13 protein-coding genes and 1 tRNA gene are annotated in these 16,874 nt (G+C 46.6%); all 14 read right to left on the bottom strand.

Features of this window, described 5'->3' with window-relative positions; translation table 11 throughout:
- Positions 1-68 precede the first annotated feature (68 nt).
- On the bottom strand, positions 69-875 hold the full coding sequence (locus OCV54_RS09295) for a TrmH family RNA methyltransferase (protein WP_022216600.1): 807 nt from the start codon (positions 873-875) through the stop codon (positions 69-71).
- 26 nt (positions 876-901) lie between these two features.
- Positions 902-4,486 (bottom strand): DNA polymerase III subunit alpha, encoded by a 3,585-nt coding sequence (locus OCV54_RS09290; RefSeq protein WP_055223680.1) that lies wholly within the window; start codon positions 4,484-4,486, stop codon positions 902-904.
- 11 nt (positions 4,487-4,497) lie between these two features.
- Positions 4,498-5,043, bottom strand: coding sequence for a DUF5662 family protein (locus tag OCV54_RS09285; RefSeq protein WP_015533282.1), 546 nt, complete (start codon positions 5,041-5,043; stop codon positions 4,498-4,500).
- A gap of 74 nt (positions 5,044-5,117) precedes the next feature.
- A tRNA-Thr gene (locus OCV54_RS09280) sits at positions 5,118-5,190 on the bottom strand.
- Positions 5,191-5,219: 29 nt separating this feature from the next.
- The gene (locus OCV54_RS09275; protein WP_022216601.1) at positions 5,220-6,500 is read right to left on the bottom strand and encodes a DUF4143 domain-containing protein; all 1,281 of its coding nucleotides are present in this window, start codon (positions 6,498-6,500) and stop codon (positions 5,220-5,222) included.
- 117 nt (positions 6,501-6,617) lie between these two features.
- Positions 6,618-7,109 carry a hypothetical protein gene (locus OCV54_RS09270; protein ID WP_015533284.1) on the bottom strand — a complete coding sequence of 164 codons (492 nt, stop codon included), beginning with the start codon at positions 7,107-7,109 and terminating at the stop codon, positions 6,618-6,620.
- A gap of 92 nt (positions 7,110-7,201) precedes the next feature.
- Positions 7,202-9,922: a tetratricopeptide repeat protein gene (locus OCV54_RS09265; RefSeq protein WP_015533285.1), complete on the bottom strand. Its 2,721-nt coding sequence runs from the start codon at positions 9,920-9,922 to the stop codon at positions 7,202-7,204.
- A gap of 78 nt (positions 9,923-10,000) precedes the next feature.
- On the bottom strand, positions 10,001-10,261 hold the full coding sequence (locus OCV54_RS09260) for an HPr family phosphocarrier protein (protein ID WP_015533286.1): 261 nt from the start codon (positions 10,259-10,261) through the stop codon (positions 10,001-10,003).
- 19 nt (positions 10,262-10,280) lie between these two features.
- Positions 10,281-11,231 (bottom strand): DNA-binding protein WhiA, encoded by a 951-nt coding sequence (gene whiA / locus OCV54_RS09255; RefSeq protein ID WP_055223678.1) that lies wholly within the window; start codon positions 11,229-11,231, stop codon positions 10,281-10,283.
- Between the two features lie 32 nt (positions 11,232-11,263).
- Positions 11,264-12,142, bottom strand: a complete 879-nt coding sequence (rapZ, locus tag OCV54_RS09250; RefSeq protein WP_015533288.1) for an RNase adapter RapZ — start codon at positions 12,140-12,142, stop codon at positions 11,264-11,266.
- Positions 12,143-12,169: 27 nt separating this feature from the next.
- Positions 12,170-13,084: a UDP-N-acetylmuramate dehydrogenase gene (gene murB, locus OCV54_RS09245; protein WP_015533289.1), complete on the bottom strand. Its 915-nt coding sequence runs from the start codon at positions 13,082-13,084 to the stop codon at positions 12,170-12,172.
- A gap of 291 nt (positions 13,085-13,375) precedes the next feature.
- Entirely contained in the window at positions 13,376-14,317 is a 942-nt protein-coding gene (locus tag OCV54_RS09240) for an ROK family glucokinase (RefSeq protein WP_055223838.1), read from the bottom strand.
- Positions 14,318-14,374: 57 nt separating this feature from the next.
- Positions 14,375-15,325, bottom strand: a complete 951-nt coding sequence (gene hprK / locus OCV54_RS09235) for an HPr(Ser) kinase/phosphatase (RefSeq protein WP_015533291.1) — start codon at positions 15,323-15,325, stop codon at positions 14,375-14,377.
- 152 nt (positions 15,326-15,477) lie between these two features.
- Positions 15,478-16,872 carry a hypothetical protein gene (locus OCV54_RS09230; protein ID WP_055223676.1) on the bottom strand — a complete coding sequence of 465 codons (1,395 nt, stop codon included), beginning with the start codon at positions 16,870-16,872 and terminating at the stop codon, positions 15,478-15,480.
- Positions 16,873-16,874 lie beyond the last annotated feature (2 nt).

Raw genomic sequence — 16,874 nt, 5'->3', positions numbered from 1 at the left:
TTATAACAAACTTTTGCATACTTTAAAAGTTATGCCACGCAGTACAAAAATATGCTGTCTTGTTTAATCTAGTTTTGTCGGTCTCTCTTTCGCTGTCTCATTACCTCATACGACAAAAGAGTCGCCGATATTGCAGCGTTCAGCGATTCGACTTTGCCCTCCATCGGAATCCTGAGAAGTCTGTCGGCTCTGCACGCCACCTCATCCGTCAGGCCATTTCCCTCATTTCCTATGAGGAACGCCACCCTGTCCGGGAATCCTATGTCGTAGAGATCGTCGCCGTCCAGATGTGCTCCGTACACCACAACGCCTGACCGTCTCAGCTCCTCCACGGTCCCGGGCAGGTCATCGCACATGACAAATGGCACCCTGAATATGGCACCCATCGTCGATCTGACTACCTTCGGATTGTACGGATCGCAAGAACCTTTTCCTATAAGCACGGCGGTCACACCTGCTGCCTCGGCGCTTCTGAATATAGTTCCCATATTTCCGGGATCCTGGAGCGTATCCAGCACAAGAAATGTCTCTCTGTCATTCCTGCCGAGCACGGAATCAAGCTGATAATGCATGCATTTCACCACAGCCATACACCCCTGTGGAGTCTTGGTCTGTGACACCCCTGCGAACACTCCGTCGCTGAGTATCCAGGTATTCCTGCCATCAAGCACACCCATGCTCTTGAATTCATCCCTGTATTCCTTAAGCGCACTCTCCGACAGATACACCTCCTGAACATTCTGAAGCGGAAGCTCCCTGAACATGCGTATCCCCTCGACCACGAACACGTCTCTGTCCTTTCTGAGCTTTGCATCCTTGTTCAGCTTATTAAGTTCTTTTATCCTCGGATTACTGTTTGCTGTAATTACTTCCACTTTTTTCTCCTTTTGCGGTATTTCTGTCACACTTTTCTGAGCAATACCCTGTCTTTGCCGTATTCCATCTGGAGCGCGTACACCACGCCGGAATTCTCATCCACACAGAATCCCCGGCCCATATTCTTCGCCTGTCTGGACTTCTTGAGCTGCACGTACACCGGACATGTGCCCTTGTACTCCTCAAGGATCGACATAAATGCAGACTCGTTCTTCATGTATTCGTCCACATCATCGAACAATACCCAGAGCTGGCTGTTGCTCTGAACAGGCTTCTGTCTGTTGTTCCATGGCTTCCCCGACTGAAAGCTCTTGCCACCTTCTGCCTCCTCAAAGCTTATCATATCCGACAATATGAGCTTGTTTTCCTTCTCACCGAGATTCGCCCTGCCCCTGACAAACACTCTGGAATCCACCAGAAGTCTGTCCCTGAACTTCTCGAAATCCCTCGGGAATACTATAACCTCGACCTGTCCGACCAGATCCTCTATCGTCACATACGCCATATTCTGATTGTTCTTGGTGAGCTTCACCGTCACCCTTGATATGAGTCCGCCGATGACATACATTGCATTGTCCTGAAGCTTCTGTCCATCTCCGTCACCCTGATCCCGGCTCATCTCATCGTCATCCTCGGTGTCCACCACGAAATCCGTCGCCTGAGCCGTGCATGTTCTCTGCATAAGCTCGATATATTTGCCAAGCGGATGTCCCGATATATACACTCCGAGCACAGACTTCTCAAGCGCCAGCTTCTCCTGATCCGAATACTCCTCCACATCAGGGTAAGGTACAAGATTGCTCTGCACAAAATCGTCTCCCATCAGGTCAAACAGAGACATCTGCCCGGACTCCCTGCTCTTTCTCTCCCTTGCTGCTTCCTCCGCTATGGCCGGAAGAGCCATCATCATCTGCTTTCTGTTTGCCCCCATATCATCAAATGCACCGCTGAGTATCAGAGCTTCCACAGTTTTCTTATTTGTATCCTTTGAAGGCATCCTTGTGAGGAAATTCCTGAGATCCTTAAACGGTCCATTCTTGGTTCTCTCCGCCTCTATCCTGTCGACAACAGCGCCTCCGACACTCTTGATACCGGAGAGGCCGTATCTTATCTTGCCGTTGCTTATGGAGAACTTTGCCACTCCCTCATTTATATCCGGAGGGAGCACCTCAACACCCATCTGCTTGCACACGCTTATATACTTTGCAACCTTGCCATTGTTGTCAATTACCGATGACATCAGCGCAGCCATGAACTCCACCGGATAGTAATACTTCAGGTACGCTGTCTGCGCCGCAAGTACCGCATATGCCACGGAGTGGGACTTGTTAAATGCGTACTCCGCGAACTTCATCATCTCGTCAAATATCTTATTTGCCACGGTCTCCGAGATTCCATTTGCCACACATCCCGGAACATTGAGCTCCTTGTTGCCGTACACAAAGTTATGACGCTCCTTCTCCATCTCCTCAGGCTTCTTCTTCGCCATGGCTCGGCGCACAAGGTCACTTCTTCCCAGCGTATAGCCCGCCAGCTTCATAACGATCTGCATTACCTGCTCCTGGTAAATGATACATCCGTAAGTCGGCTCAAGTATCTCCTCAAGCTCAGGGGTATCATAGTGAACCAGCTCACGGTTCTCCTTGCCCCTGATGTAGTCGTCTATGAACTGCATAGGACCCGGTCTAAACAGAGCAACACCGGCAATTACATCGTCCAGACTCTGCGGCTTCAGCTTCATCATGAAGTTTCTCATGCCCTCACTTTCGAGCTGGAACATACCCTCGGTCTTTCCCTGTCCCATGAGTCCAAGTATATTCGGATCATCGTAATCTATATTGTCTATGTCTATATCCTTGCCTGTTGTCTGCTTGACCAGCTTGACTGTATCCTGCACAACAGTCGCCGTACGGAGTCCCAGGAAGTCCATCTTGAGCATTCCCAGATGCTCCACCGTGTTCTTCTCAAACTGGGTTACCACCGCGCCCTCGGCTCCGACTGACAAAGGCGCGTACTCCTCTATGGCTTCACGGCCTATAACCACTCCCGCCGCATGCATTCCTGCATTTCTAGGGAGTCCCTCAAGCTTTCTGGCTATATCCACAAGCTTCTTGATCTCGTCCGAGCCCTCGTACATATCCCTGAAATCCTTGCTCGTCTTGAGTGCTATATCTATAGTCATATCCTTCTCTGCAGGTATTGCCTTTGCAAGGGAATCACACACCGCATACGGGAGATCCATGGCTCTTCCAACGTCTCTTATGACGTTTCTTGCGCCCATGGTCTGATATGCTATTATCTGTGTCACGCACTCCTCGCCATATTTCCTTACACAGTAGTCGATAACCTCCTGACGTCTGATATAACAGAAATCTATATCAATATCCGGCATGGATACTCGCTCCGGGTTCAGGAATCTCTCGAAGAGAAGGTTGTACTGCAAAGGCTCAATTGTCGTTATATCCAGACAGTAAGCAACCACACTGCCAACCGCCGAACCTCTTCCAGGTCCAACTGCGATTCCCTGCGATTTTGCAAAATGAATGAAATCCCACACTATCAGGAAATAATCCACAAATCCCATGCTCTTTATGACAGACAGCTCATAATCTATTCTCTGTCTGACCTCGTAGCCGTGGGTTCCCTCGGCCATCTTACCGGACTCCTCATATGTAAGTCCGTACTTTTTCTCCATACCCTCATATACCAGATGATCCAGATATTCCTCCGCGGTATATCCCTCCGGCACATCGAATCTCGGAACCTTCTGCTCGCCAAATACGATATTCACATTACACCGCTCTGCGATCTTATGTGTATTCTCCAGAGCCTCCAGGGCATATGGGAACAGCTCAGCCATCTCCTCCTTTGATTTGAGGTAGAACTGACCTCCCTCATAGCGCATTCTGTTCTCGTCCTGAACCTTATGGTTAGTCTGTATACACAGGAGAACATCATGTGCCTCCCAGTCCTCGGCATAGATGTAGTGCGAATCATTTGTCACGACCATAGGGATACCCAGTTCCTTTGACAGACGCATGATCCCCGCATTCACAGTTGCCTGCTCAGGTATTCCGTGATCCTGCATCTCCAGAAAATAGTTTTCCTCGCCAAATATATTCCTGTATCTTATCGCAGTCTCCTTCGCACCGTCATAGTCGCCCTTTCTGAGCTTTGTCGCAACCTCACCGGCAAGACAGGCGCTGAGCGCAATAATTCCCTCATGGTACTTCTCCAGCACCTCCATATCGACCCTCGGCTTATAGTAAAAGCCCTCGGTAAATCCTCTGGTCACGATCTTGGACAGATTGTGATATCCCAGATCATTCTCCGCCAGAAGGACGAGGTGATAATATCTGTCATCACCCTTTCCAACTTCCCTGTCAAATCGTGATCCCGGACTGACATACACCTCACATCCGAGAATAGGTTTTATCCCCTCTCTGAGACAAGTCTCATAGAACTCTATAACACCGTACATGACGCCGTGATCCGTTATTGCGAGGGAATCATATCCCAGTTCCTTTGCCCTGCGCACAAGTCCGTCTATCTTCGCCGCACCGTCCAGCAGACTGTAGCCTGTATGCACATGCAGATGTGTAAACTCCATATGTCTCCTCCTTATTTGTTATGCAGTATCTCCCGCCTTATATAGTCAAATGTATAATCTTCGCCCTTCTCAGCCAGAGTCGTTAGCATGTCCTCCAGCAGATCCGCCGATTCAGGGTGCAGATGATGTCTGGATCTGCCCCTCAGATAATACTCAAGCGGAAATGAATCCGTATACTTATCACCATTATAATTCTTGCTGGCAGCCACCCTGTCGCAGAACATCTCCACAACGTACTTCTCCGGCATGCGCATTCCCACCAGCTCCACACAGTTCCTGTCAACACTGTAATCTACCCAGTATTCCAGATGGTGCTTGTTTCTTCCCTTGTGGTGCAGCCATGCGCTTGAATATCCCTTGCTCTCGCGCTCCGCATCATTCGGGCTTCTTGTTCCCTGATAATACTTTGCCCCGACTGAGAACTCAGTCCACGAATACTTTGACAGATCGTGCACAAGCCCCTGCCAGTATAATCCGCACTTAAAGCAGTTATGCATGACCATTCTCTTATGTCTGTTTATGGTTTTCAAATGTCTGTACCATTTTGGAGCATCCATATCATCCCGTCCTTTCCCACTGAGTACAAAAGGCTGCCGCAAAAACTTTTGCAGGCAGCCTTCCTCAATATTGAAGCCGAAAAAGGGACTCGAACCCTCGACCCACGCATTACGAATGCGTTGCTCTACCAACTGAGCTATTTCGGCATCTATAAATTACTACCATACGCTATCGGTTAGAAACACCAGATACCATATAGCGGTATATTTACCAATCCTTTATCGACAAACATGTCATCTGTAGATATCCTCACTGAAGTCTGATTGTCATATCTCTGTTTGAATACTCTGGAGCTCTGGGCCTTGGTGTGCGGACTTGTCTGAACATCCACTGGAATGACCTCTCCATCGCCCTCATACACGAAATCAACCTTCGCTGTGGCCGATGAGATCCAGAAATACAGATCACCGATACTCCTGTTCACATACAGCTCTGCAAGAGCGTACTGCTCTGCTATAACTCCATCCATCATATCAAGAACATTATCTGTGTCAATATCCTGAACCAGAATACCAGCCATGACCCTGAGCAGACCATGATCAAGATGATACAGCTCAAATGACTTGTCATCCTTCTGGTTTGCCAGAGGAAGCACTCCATTCCTGACTCTGTACACCTGACGCACAACGCCCATCCTGACGATCTGATCAACTGACGCCTCGTACTCCCTGGCACGGGCCTTCGGATCAACGTATCCATACATGAACTTCTTGTTCTCCTTGGTAAGCTGAACCGGAATACTGTTCCATATCGCCATGACCTTGGTAAGATATCTCTTCGGAGTGGAGTTTATCAGATATTCAGTAGTTCTGTCAAGTATAGACTTCAAAACCACATCAACTCTTCTGAGATCTCCTGTCTTATAATATTCATCCACCGCCTCCGGCATTCCTCCGGTCACGAAGAAAGTCTCAAGCATTGTCTGGACGCTGTCCCTGACCTCATCCGGCATCGGTGTGATCTTCTGGTTCTCTATAAATGCACAGAGCTTTCTGCCCTTTCCCGCTTTCAGGAATTCCTCAAAGTTCATAGGCATCATCTCATATACGCATATGTCATCCTGGCACTCTTCCTCTCCCGGGATTGGTCCACAGGATGTCGCAATGACACAGATCCTGCAGTCAGTATTGTATCTGCTGTACTCAACAAGGTTGCCGAGCAGTCCCACACAGTTCTGCGCATTGTCAAATATAAGAAGCTTATCCTTGAAATCATACTTGTCAAGCGACGTTGTAAGCTTGGCATGAAGCTTCTCCGGCCTCCTCTCCTTTGCTGCATATGCGGCAAAGTCCGGATACTTGTCCATATCTATTATTATATGATCCTCAAAAAATCCCATGGCAAAATCAGCCACAGCCCATGTCTTGCCAACAAACTTGCCACCACGGACAACTGCAATCTTATCCGCTCCGGTCTCATACCATGTTGCAAGGTCATTCATAACATTTCTAAACAAGCATCTCACCTCGATTCGACCACTTTTTCCAAATCTATTATAGGATACCACTAAAAATTTGCAATGTAAATAGTTAAACCCATATCATTGCACTCTCTGATTTTTTATCACTTTATACTATTCATACAGGAATTTTTCCCTGAAATACGTCTTAAGTGCTGGTTCATCGATATCCATATACTTCATCACAACCTCATACAGGAACTCCTTATAATATTCCCAGTCTTTTCCCGACATATCCAGCTCCTGTACATCCTCATAGAATATCTCTCCAAGCTTATTACGAAGTCTTATAGTCGCTACATATAAGTTGATATTACCATTTGCATTCTCTGACTTCACCACATCCACCGTCATGTCTCCATACTTCAGATGGGTCTCTCCACGCATGATCCTTACTTCCTTCTCAATGCGCAAAAGGCATTTCTCCTCAACCATATCCCGCAGGAAATACCCACGATTTTCAAAGAGATATTTCTTTATGGACATGAGAATGATCTCATTCTGAGAATAACCGGTATAATCAGATAATCTCTCCAAATCCCTCGCCATTCTGGAATCCATTCTCAAAGGCTTGCTCGTGAGCTCTCTCTTGTTAAGTCCCGGCATAATATGCTCCCTTTCTCTATCCCTATGGGGTAAAAAACCCGGAGGAGATATGTCCTCCGGGATCATTCTGATCTAATTGATATCCTGTTGTATTACTCTCCCTTGCCGATCGACAGGAATCCACTCTCATTAGCCTTCAGCAGGAATGCAAGACCGATGTTCTTCTTGCCCTCCTCTGTCGCCTTGTAGATCTCACCTGTCTCAACAAGAGACTTGGCTATTGCAACTACGACATCCTTGAACTGCATCATCTGACGCCTGTCCTTGGAACTCAGTTTGAATATGTACTGGTTCTTGGAGCTTATCAGAAGGATGCTGAATGTATGTACGTTATCCTTTGAAGCCCTTATTGCAGATCCGATCATTCTTGAGTTTGCAATGATCACATCCGCATTCTCATCAGGCAGATACTCTGAAACTATCAGCTTGTAGATCTTCAGGTAATCCTGCTCTGCCGTAGCATTGACAGGCATCTCAGCAACTGCAAACTCAACGACTGAATCAGCCATCTTGATAGTACCGCCGTCATCGTTGATGACTGAGTTACACTCCTTTGGAACACAGAGTCTGAAGAACTTGTTCTCCACAACCTTCTGTCCCTTGGCCGGCTCTCTGAGTATGAGGTCTACATAGTTCATCTCCAGCTTGTTCATGGCAACTATCGCTGACTCATCGCCGGTCTCAGCAAGATCGATAAGAGCGTCATACAGGCTCCATATCTGCTGGGTAGTTGTAGGCACAAGTCCGATAAGTTTCTCTATAGCCGGAACATATCCCATACTTGCATTCTCTATGTACAACTTGATGGCCTCGTCGTTTGCCAGGCCCTTCTCAACCTTGTAATTGATGACCTTGAACAGGTTCTCCTTATCCCAGTCATCGAAGTTCGCATTGAACGCCTTCTCGAAATACTTGATACTCTTGATTTCGCCCCTGTAGTTATCCTGCTTCTCCTGTACCTGATAGATTCTTCCGAGCTCATATCCGGCACGGGCGCTTCCAAGGCCAAGTGCCTCAAGATAAGCCTTCTCAATCTCATATGGTGTTGCAATGTAGAAGATCTGTCTCTGCTTCATCATGGCTATCTTGATAGCCGCCGACTCGCTTCCGGCCTCCACTGCACGCTCCCACTTCTCAACGGCTGTCTGAAGGTCCTCTCCCTTGAGATCCTCAAGATCCTTGATATAGCCCTCAGCCTCCTGAATACCGTTCTCTCTGGCCTTCTTGAAGTAAGACAGTGCCTTGCCTCCGTCTCTCTTCGTTCTGAGCAGACCGTAGTAATATATTCTTCCAAGATAGAATGCAACTCTCTTGTGTCCAAGACGCTCTGCATTCTCATACCAGTTAACTGCCTTCACATAATCCTTGAGCTGCTGGTCGTATACGATTCCAAGAAGGAATGCAAGCTCAGGATCCTTAGTCGCCTCAAACAACTGCTTTGCATAGCTTATAGTCTTCTCAACATCCCTGTACGGGCTGTCCTCATCGTAGTACAGCTCTATCAGAAGGTAACTTGCCTTTATGCTTCCAAGCTTAAGAGCCTGCTTTGCGGCTCTCATGGCACCCTCATAATCCTCAAGGTAGTAGCAGTATATAGCCTCGTTATAATACTGCATATCCTTTCTGTTGGCACTGTGGTCACTGGCCAGTGTAGGATCTACAAACGCAAATGAGTTGGCTGTCTCAAATATGATCTCCTCGTACTGCTCTATGATCTCCATAGTAGCACATACGAATCTCATACATGCCAGTCTACGTCCATGATAGAAAGCAAATGACACGATTCCCTTCTCCATGTCCTTGTGATAGTAAGTCGTACATATTCCATCTGCATACTCTGTGACATACGCCTTGAGCTGCAGCTCTTCGTCAAACGCATCGTTACAGTATCTCAGGTAGTTCTCAAGAGTCATCTTTGAATCCTTTGGCACACTGTCATAATATACATACATTGCAAAATCCTTATATGTAAGACTTGGTGCGTAATACTCCTCGCCTGTCGACTCGTTGATCGTCTTCACCCAGCCCTTTGGAAGCTTGTGTATGAATCCCTCAACCTGATCATGTACATATGTGTACTGATACTGAAGTCTTGAAGCCTCGATAACCTTGTAACGCGGCTCCTTTCCCTTTGCCTTTCTGGCCTCTGCTATATCCGTGTACAGCTTGTCCTTCTCCTCGAACTCAAGGCTGTCACCATGGGTACTCATGTACTCAACTCTCTCGTATGAAGCCTTTGCCTTGGCATCACCGGTATCAGCAAGCTTCTTGTACCACATCATGGCCTTGTCCAGATCGATAGGCACAACATAATCACTCTTGTTGCCGTACTCATCCACTCTGTTAAGTCCGCTCTCGTATATTGAACCGAGGCTCATATACGCTGCCTTTATACCGTAATCTGTGGCTGCAAGCTCATAATACTTGATTGCCTTTGAGAAGTTCTGAACCTCCAGAAGCATCTTGGCAAGCTTGAATATAACATCGCCGTCATGGTTCTGATTCACATACTTCTCGTAATACTTGGTAGCTTTATTCAGATCCACATCCACAACTGCGTTGCGGTACTTTCCCTTCTCATAAAACTCTGCAAGTGCAAGAAGAGCATCATCCCCATATGACTTATACTGCGCATCCATTATTCCTATGTCTGCAACCTGTTCAAGTATGTTTACTGATTCCTCAGCATCTCCGTTGTCCATAAGGTTCATGGCCTTGTTGAACTGGAGCTCCACATTGTTGACCGGTTCCTTCTTTTTGGAAAATCTGGATACGAATGGTATCTTCTTTAATAATCCGTCAAAAAATCCCATATCCTGTTCCTCCGACAAATGTCCATTGATAAATTTATTTTACCACATACACATCCGAGGTGCAATAAATCATCCAAATTACTTATTGTTTTTTGTCAGATATTCTGAAAGTGCATTGACTGCTGCCTCTTCGTCAGCACCGTCTGCAACTATAGTGAGCTCACTGCCATTCTCGAAGTTCATGCTCATCATACCCATAATGCTCTTAGCATTGATTCTCTTATCTCCGGTAACAAGGTGAACCTTGCTGTCATACTGACTTGCAATCTGTACAAGAACTGCAACAGGTCTTTCCTCTGCCTCTCCCATCATTGATACAACAACTGTCTTTTCGATCATTACATCCTCCTTGGGCTCATCAACAGCCCCGCATTTCTTCTGCGATTTCACTTATTTTTCTTAATCTATGATTAACCCCCGACTTACCGATCGGCGGCGTCATCATCTCACCAAGCTCCTTAAGGGAAGCATCCTCATTCTCCAGTCTGGCAAGCGCCAGCTCCTGAAGGTTATCGGGCAGATATCCTATGCCCTTTGTCTCTATTATGTAATTAATGTCATTCATCTGCTTTACAGCAGCGCTCACGGTCTTGTTGAGGTTTGCGGCCTCACAGTTGACCCTGCGGTTGATATTGTTACGGATATCCTTCCTGATCCTTATGTTCTCCATATTCATCAGGGATATGTGTGCCCCCATTATTCCCAGCATATCAACTATCATCTCTCCATCCTTCAGATAGACGACGTAGTATTTCTTCCGCTGTATTATGCGGGCTTCCACACCAAATTCGTTTATTATCTCCTGTATGAACTGTGCCCTTCCCTCGTTCTCGCACACCACCTCCATGTGGTAGCCCTTGTTCGGATCACTGATTGATCCCGAGGTCATGAACACTCCTTTTATATATGCTCTTCTGCAGCAATCCTGCTGAACATCCATCCTGCTGACCTTCATGAGCTGACACTGTATCAGTCCTTCACACTCATGTTCGTTTTCTATCTTCAAGGTCATCAGTATCGTATTGACAATCTCTGGAGAATTGATCTCCATCCTGTATACTCTGCTGTCAGCTCCGGTCCTTCTTACACTTGAGTCCGGAATATATCTGAACAGCCTCTTTATCAGGGAAGCTATCTCCTTTGCGATAACACTTCTCTCTGTAACTATCACCAGCCCGGCCGGTCTGCCAGCCCAATATCTCACATATGCCACCATTGAGATCATCGCAGCCAGCTCAGCTATCTGACAATGCCTCGCTCCCGGGACATTCCCTGCCAGCTCCATCTTAACGTCTGAAGAAAATGACATATTCCACCTGCTATACTATCTGTTATTACATGCTACAACTTCTTGACTATTGAATCCTTCAAAATATCCCTGTGAACTATCCTCACTGTATACTTTGACTTCTGCAAACGGGCATAGACAGCATTGGCTATCGTGACGGATCTGTGTTTTCCGCCTGTGCAGCCGATGGAAATGACCAACTGATTTTTGCCTTCCTTGATATAATTCGGTATCAAAAATGTTATCAGATCTATAAACTTTTCCAGATACTCAGGGCCCTCCTTGCAGTTCATAACATAGTCCTGTATCTCTTTGTCGTTTCCCGTTTTCTCCCTGAGTTCAAGGTCATAGTACGGATTAGGCAGAAATCTCACATCCTGAACTATATCAGAATCCCTCGGTATTCCATACTTAAAGCCAAATGACATGACCGTAATTATGAAATTCGAATACTCCTCATTCTGCACAAATATCTTGTCAAGCTCCGCCTTAAACTCTCTCACAAGGAGGTTGGTAGTATCGATTATATAATCAGCCTCCTCCTTGAGGAAGCCGATAAGCTCACGCTCCTTGTTTATTCCATCTATTATTCGCCCACCCTTGACCGAAAGAGGATGGTTTCTTCTAGTCTCTTTATAACGCTTTACCAGAGTTGCATTGGAACACTCAATGAACAGGATCTCATAATTCATGCCCTCTCTTCTGATATCCGCCAGGCACGAATTGAGCTGTGACAAAGCCCTTCCACTTCTGATATCAACACTGATAGCAACATCATCCACCTGGATCTGCTCATCATAAGCGATCTCGGCAAATCTTTTTATAAGCTGGATAGGCAGATTATCAACACAGAAAAATCCGGCATCCTCAAGCGTCTTAAGCGCCGTTGCCTTTCCTGCTCCACTCATTCCTGTCACAATAACAAATCTCATGCTCTGTTCTCCCTGTCTCACTAAATGCTAGAAATCGCCAAGCATCTTCACCTCAGGCTCCAGCATCACGCCAAACTGATCCATAACCTTCTTCTGTACATCATGGATCAGACCTGTCACATCAGCAGCGGTTGCACCGCCCCTGTTCACAACAAATCCGCAGTGCTTCTCGGACACCTGTGCTCCTCCCACAGAATATCCCCTGAGTCCTGCTTCCATTATAAGTTTACCCGCAAAATATCCCTCAGGTCTCTTGAATGTAGAGCCCGCCGACGGATACTCAAGCGGCTGCTTTGTTCTTCTGGAATCCGACAATTCCTTCATTCTGTCATCTATATCCTGCTGCACACCTGCTGCCAGCTTCATGGTAACCTCAAGAACTATGAGCCCCTCAGCCTCCACAGCACTGTGTCTGTACGAAAAATCCAGTTCATCCGACGACATATCATATATATGTCCATCGGCATCCATCACCTTGACACTGGTGACAACGTCCTTCATCTCACCACCATAAGCTCCCGCATTCATATACACCGCACCGCCTATAGTACCGGGAATCCCGGAAGCAAACTCAAGACCGGTCAGCGAATTATCCCTTGCCAGTCTGCTGACTCTCACCAGCTTTGCCCCGGCCTGGGCTGTTATCACATCACCGTCAACTGTTATCCCATTCATATTGTCCATTATATTGATTATCATGCCCCTGTAGCCAGCATCCGACACAAGCAGATTACTGCCATTACCAAGAACAAAATACGGTATCTCACATTTCCGACAAAGTTCTATAAGCCCCGCAACCTGATCTGCATCAGAAGGACTCGCAAAATAGTCGGCAGGACCGCCCACCCTGAAGGTAGTGTGTGCGCTCATCACCTCATCTGCGCTTGCATTCTTCTCTCCGGTTATCTCTCGAATACTGTTCAATATTTCTAAATCTGACATGTCAACCTCATACAATCTGTCTTCTATATTTTATTCACATGTGCATGTATTTTAAAACAAAAGTAAAAGCACCCTCTGTCACAGAGAACTGCTTTTTTCTTAACATACACAATAAAAGTCTTTAATATATTGAATTTTACGGCACTATTCATCACCATTAAATTCATCATACATTAAAGACTTTTATAATTCAATATTAAAATTTAATATAAATTTACCATCTTTTGCAAAACCTTTGGATATTTTCACAAATTCTACTGGTAAATTTTACCGAAATTACATTCAGGTCAATTACCTTCCAAGTATGCTGCATGCACTTCCATAAATACCTGCATCATTGCCAAGCTGTGCAAGTGCGAACTTTGTCTGTCTGCATGCATGGAATGCATAATGCTCGAAATACTTCTTTACCGAATCTGTAAGTATGGAGCCCGCCTTTGACACGCCTCCACCGATTACAAATATCTCAGGATCAACTACACATGCTATCTGTGCAAGCGCACGACCCAGGATACGTGCCTGTGTATCAACTATCTCAAGTGCAAGCTCGTCTCCTGCCTTTGCTGCGTCAAATACATCCTTTGCAGTAACAGCCTCGAGCTCACGGAGAGTTGACTTCTTATCTGAAGCTGCCATAGCTCTGCCCGCAAGTCTTACCACGCCTGTTGCAGATGTGTACTGCTCCAGACATCCCTTGTTTCCGCATCCACATGTCTCAGTCTCTGAATCGTCAACACATATATGTCCGATCTCACCGCCGGCACCATTCACGCCGAACAGCATCTTGCCGTTGAGTATGATTCCGCCGCCAACACCTGTTCCAAGTGTTACCATTACCAGATTGCTGTGGCCCTTGCCACCGCCCTGCCACATCTCTCCGAGCGCAGCGACATTTGCGTCATTTCCAGCTTTTACAGGATATCCGATCAGCTTCTCCAGCTCGTCCTCAACATTCAGTATTCCCCATCCGAGGTTTACACACTTGAGAACCGTTCCATCCTCCTTGACAGGTCCCGGAACTCCGATTCCAACGCCCTCAACATCTTCCTTTGCAAGCTTCTTGCTTTCAATAACTTCCTTTATAGAATCAGCAATGTCCGGAAGAACATTCTTTCCACCGTCCTCTGTGCGGGTCTTGATCTCCCACTTGTCGAGCAGTTCGCCCTCAACGGTAAAAAGTCCCATCTTTACTGTAGTTCCTCCAACATCAACTCCAAATACATACTTAGCCATGTTTTTTCTCCTTCCACATTCTCCGCTTTTTATTGTAATATCACGGCCGGCAGTCATTTACTGCTTGTCACCACCGCCGTTGCCCTTCATAATATTCTGTGTAACTCTGTTATAAAGCTCCTGAGCTGCATTGTATCCCATCTTCTTCTGTCTGTGGTTTACAGCCGCCGACTCAACTATGATCGCGATATTTCTTCCCGGTCTGATAGGTATGTTGTGACTTACCACCTTATTTCCCAGGAACTCCATATAATTGTCCTCAAGTCCGAGTCTGTCGTATTCTGTATCTTTGCTCCACTCCTCCAGGTTGATGACAAGATCGATATTCTGATCTATCTTAACGCACTCAACACCAAACAGTGATTTCACATCTATTATTCCAATTCCTCTGAGCTCAATAAAATGCCTTGTTATGTCAGGAGCTCTTCCTACAAGAGTTGCATCGCTGACCTTCTTGATCTCAACCACGTCGTCCGCAACAAGTCTGTGTCCTCTCTTCAGAAGCTCCAGCGCCGCCTCCGACTTACCGATTCCACTCTCACCCATGATCAGTACGCCCTCGCCGTATACATCGACAAGAACCGCATGCACCGATATTCTTGGAGCCAGCTCCACATGCAGCCATCTGTCCACCTCATGTACAAATGCAGATGTGACCGCATCGGATGTGAGTACCGGAACCCCATGCTTCTTCGCCATCTCTATGATAAATGGATATGGCTCAAGGCCTCGGCAGAATATAAGGCATGGCGGCTTGTATGAGAAGAACTCATCCATGATGCGCTTGTTCTCCTCCTCAGTATGCATAGCTGCCACATAGGCATGCTCAACATTACCACAAATCTGTATTCTTCCTGCATCAAAGTGCTCGAAGAATCCACCAAACTGTACTGCCGGTCTGTTCATACCCGGATCCTGGATAAGTATCTTATCCGTATCGATCTCCGGAGTATGGTTCTTGAGATCCATCTTCTCTATAAGCTGTGTAACCGTAACACTGTAAACCATATAAACCCTCTGCAACACCGAAACCGATGTTTTTCCTTTCCTAATATAGTCAATATGACTTATTTTATCGCAATTAATTATACTTATGTACGCTCTCTGTTGTCAAGCAGACATGCACAATTACACAGCCAAATATGCAACTCATTTGTGGTCTATTTATTCAGGAATCTCGCCTCATCCTGAACCATGCTGACCTCGCTTCCATCCCTCGCATCTATCAGTACAAGCTGTATCGGGTAAGTGTCGGAATGATCCGAATCCAACTGTGCAAATGAGTACACAGGTATAGCCTCATACTCGCCGTCCCCTGTCTTTATCCTGAAATATGTGAGTCTCACATCGTTGAACTCCACTGAATTATATCCGGTATAATCCGCAAAGTGGCTCTCCATGACTCCCTTGAGGCTTGTCACCGCAGAATCCCAGGTGATCAGTGTCCCTGCATCCCGAATATCCCCCGCGGACTTCATCGGCCAAGTACATGTAAATCCCGTAAGTTTCTCTCCTGTAAATGCGATACTGTATGTGGACTGCTCCGTATAGTAGTATTTCTCTGCAGAAAACGAACCACTGTCCTCCGCATTCTTCTGGTTTGAGATGGTGTCTATGCCAAATGCATCCGGCTGATAGAGCGGCTGTCCATTCACGGACGCCTGAAATGTCACAGAGTATCCATCCTTCTCATATCCTACAACCTCTCCATACTCATCACTATATTGGCGGTAAAGCTCCGACTGTGATGTAGGGACCACATCATTAAAGCCCCATTTGTCCATGTAGTCCAGCGCTTTTACCATTCCGGCATCCTCATCCATGCCACTCATATTGGATTCATCAGTCTGAACGTCCGACGGATTCCCTTCATTTGCCGTTATCAGTTCCGCGGGATCCCATGAGGTATACTCCGTGAATGTCGCACCCTTGTCCGCCATATCTTCAGGAACCGGATCCGTCGCCGCAAGCTGGATGGAAAATCCCTCATCTGATATCCACGACTGATCATAGAAATACAGTATGTACTCAACTCCATCTATCTTTCCAATAAAATAATCCTTGCTGTAATCCACATCCGCACCCCTATGAGCGAACAGTTCATCTCTCTGCTCCTGTGTCACACTGTCCTTCATATCATATGGATACTCGAAAACTCCATCCTCCTCGTCAAATATGCTTTTGAGTATCGTCTCCCTGTCTTCAGCTCCTATGCTGCCCATGGTGAACTTCTTCGTATACATCTTATCGGCATCCGGAGTCTTGATCTCCGACGCTTTGATGCTTGCAGACTCCAAAGTTCCGCAATTTTCAACAGGTATATCAACACTTACGCTGGTCGGAATGCTGAGTGTTCTGGCAAGTCCACCCACACTGTCATCATAATCTGCATCCTTCTCGGTGTCCCCGGACGTGTCCGTTCCGCTGCTGTATTCCTTGATATCATCGCCCTCTATGACCGCCGTGTTTGCTTCCTTTTTCTTATCCGCGCAGCCACCGCACGCCATCGCAAGGCAAACCAAAGCTGCACATATCATCCATCTTCTTTTCCTCATAT

Source organism: Coprococcus aceti (assembly GCF_025567285.1).
GTDB lineage: Bacteria > Bacillota > Clostridia > Lachnospirales > Lachnospiraceae > Coprococcus > Coprococcus aceti.
This window is presented reverse-complemented; position numbering and strand designations above follow the sequence as displayed.

Coding starts and splice junctions, on each gene's coding strand:
- whiA (WP_055223678.1), bottom strand. CDS start 11,231: ATGTCATTTTCTTCAGACGTTAAGATGGAGCTGGCAGGGAATGTCCCG.
- OCV54_RS09265 (WP_015533285.1), bottom strand. CDS start 9,922: ATGGGATTTTTTGACGGATTATTAAAGAAGATACCATTCGTATCCAGA.
- OCV54_RS09260 (WP_015533286.1), bottom strand. CDS start 10,261: ATGATCGAAAAGACAGTTGTTGTATCAATGATGGGAGAGGCAGAGGAA.
- hprK (WP_015533291.1), bottom strand. CDS start 15,325: ATGGTTTACAGTGTTACGGTTACACAGCTTATAGAGAAGATGGATCTC.
- OCV54_RS09290 (WP_055223680.1), bottom strand. CDS start 4,486: ATGGAGTTTACACATCTGCATGTGCATACAGGCTACAGTCTGCTGGAC.
- rapZ (WP_015533288.1), bottom strand. CDS start 12,142: ATGAGATTTGTTATTGTGACAGGAATGAGTGGAGCAGGAAAGGCAACG.
- OCV54_RS09270 (WP_015533284.1), bottom strand. CDS start 7,109: ATGCCGGGACTTAACAAGAGAGAGCTCACGAGCAAGCCTTTGAGAATG.
- OCV54_RS09240 (WP_055223838.1), bottom strand. CDS start 14,317: ATGGCTAAGTATGTATTTGGAGTTGATGTTGGAGGAACTACAGTAAAG.
- murB (WP_015533289.1), bottom strand. CDS start 13,084: ATGTCAGATTTAGAAATATTGAACAGTATTCGAGAGATAACCGGAGAG.
- OCV54_RS09230 (WP_055223676.1), bottom strand. CDS start 16,872: ATGAGGAAAAGAAGATGGATGATATGTGCAGCTTTGGTTTGCCTTGCG.
- OCV54_RS09285 (WP_015533282.1), bottom strand. CDS start 5,043: ATGGATGCTCCAAAATGGTACAGACATTTGAAAACCATAAACAGACAT.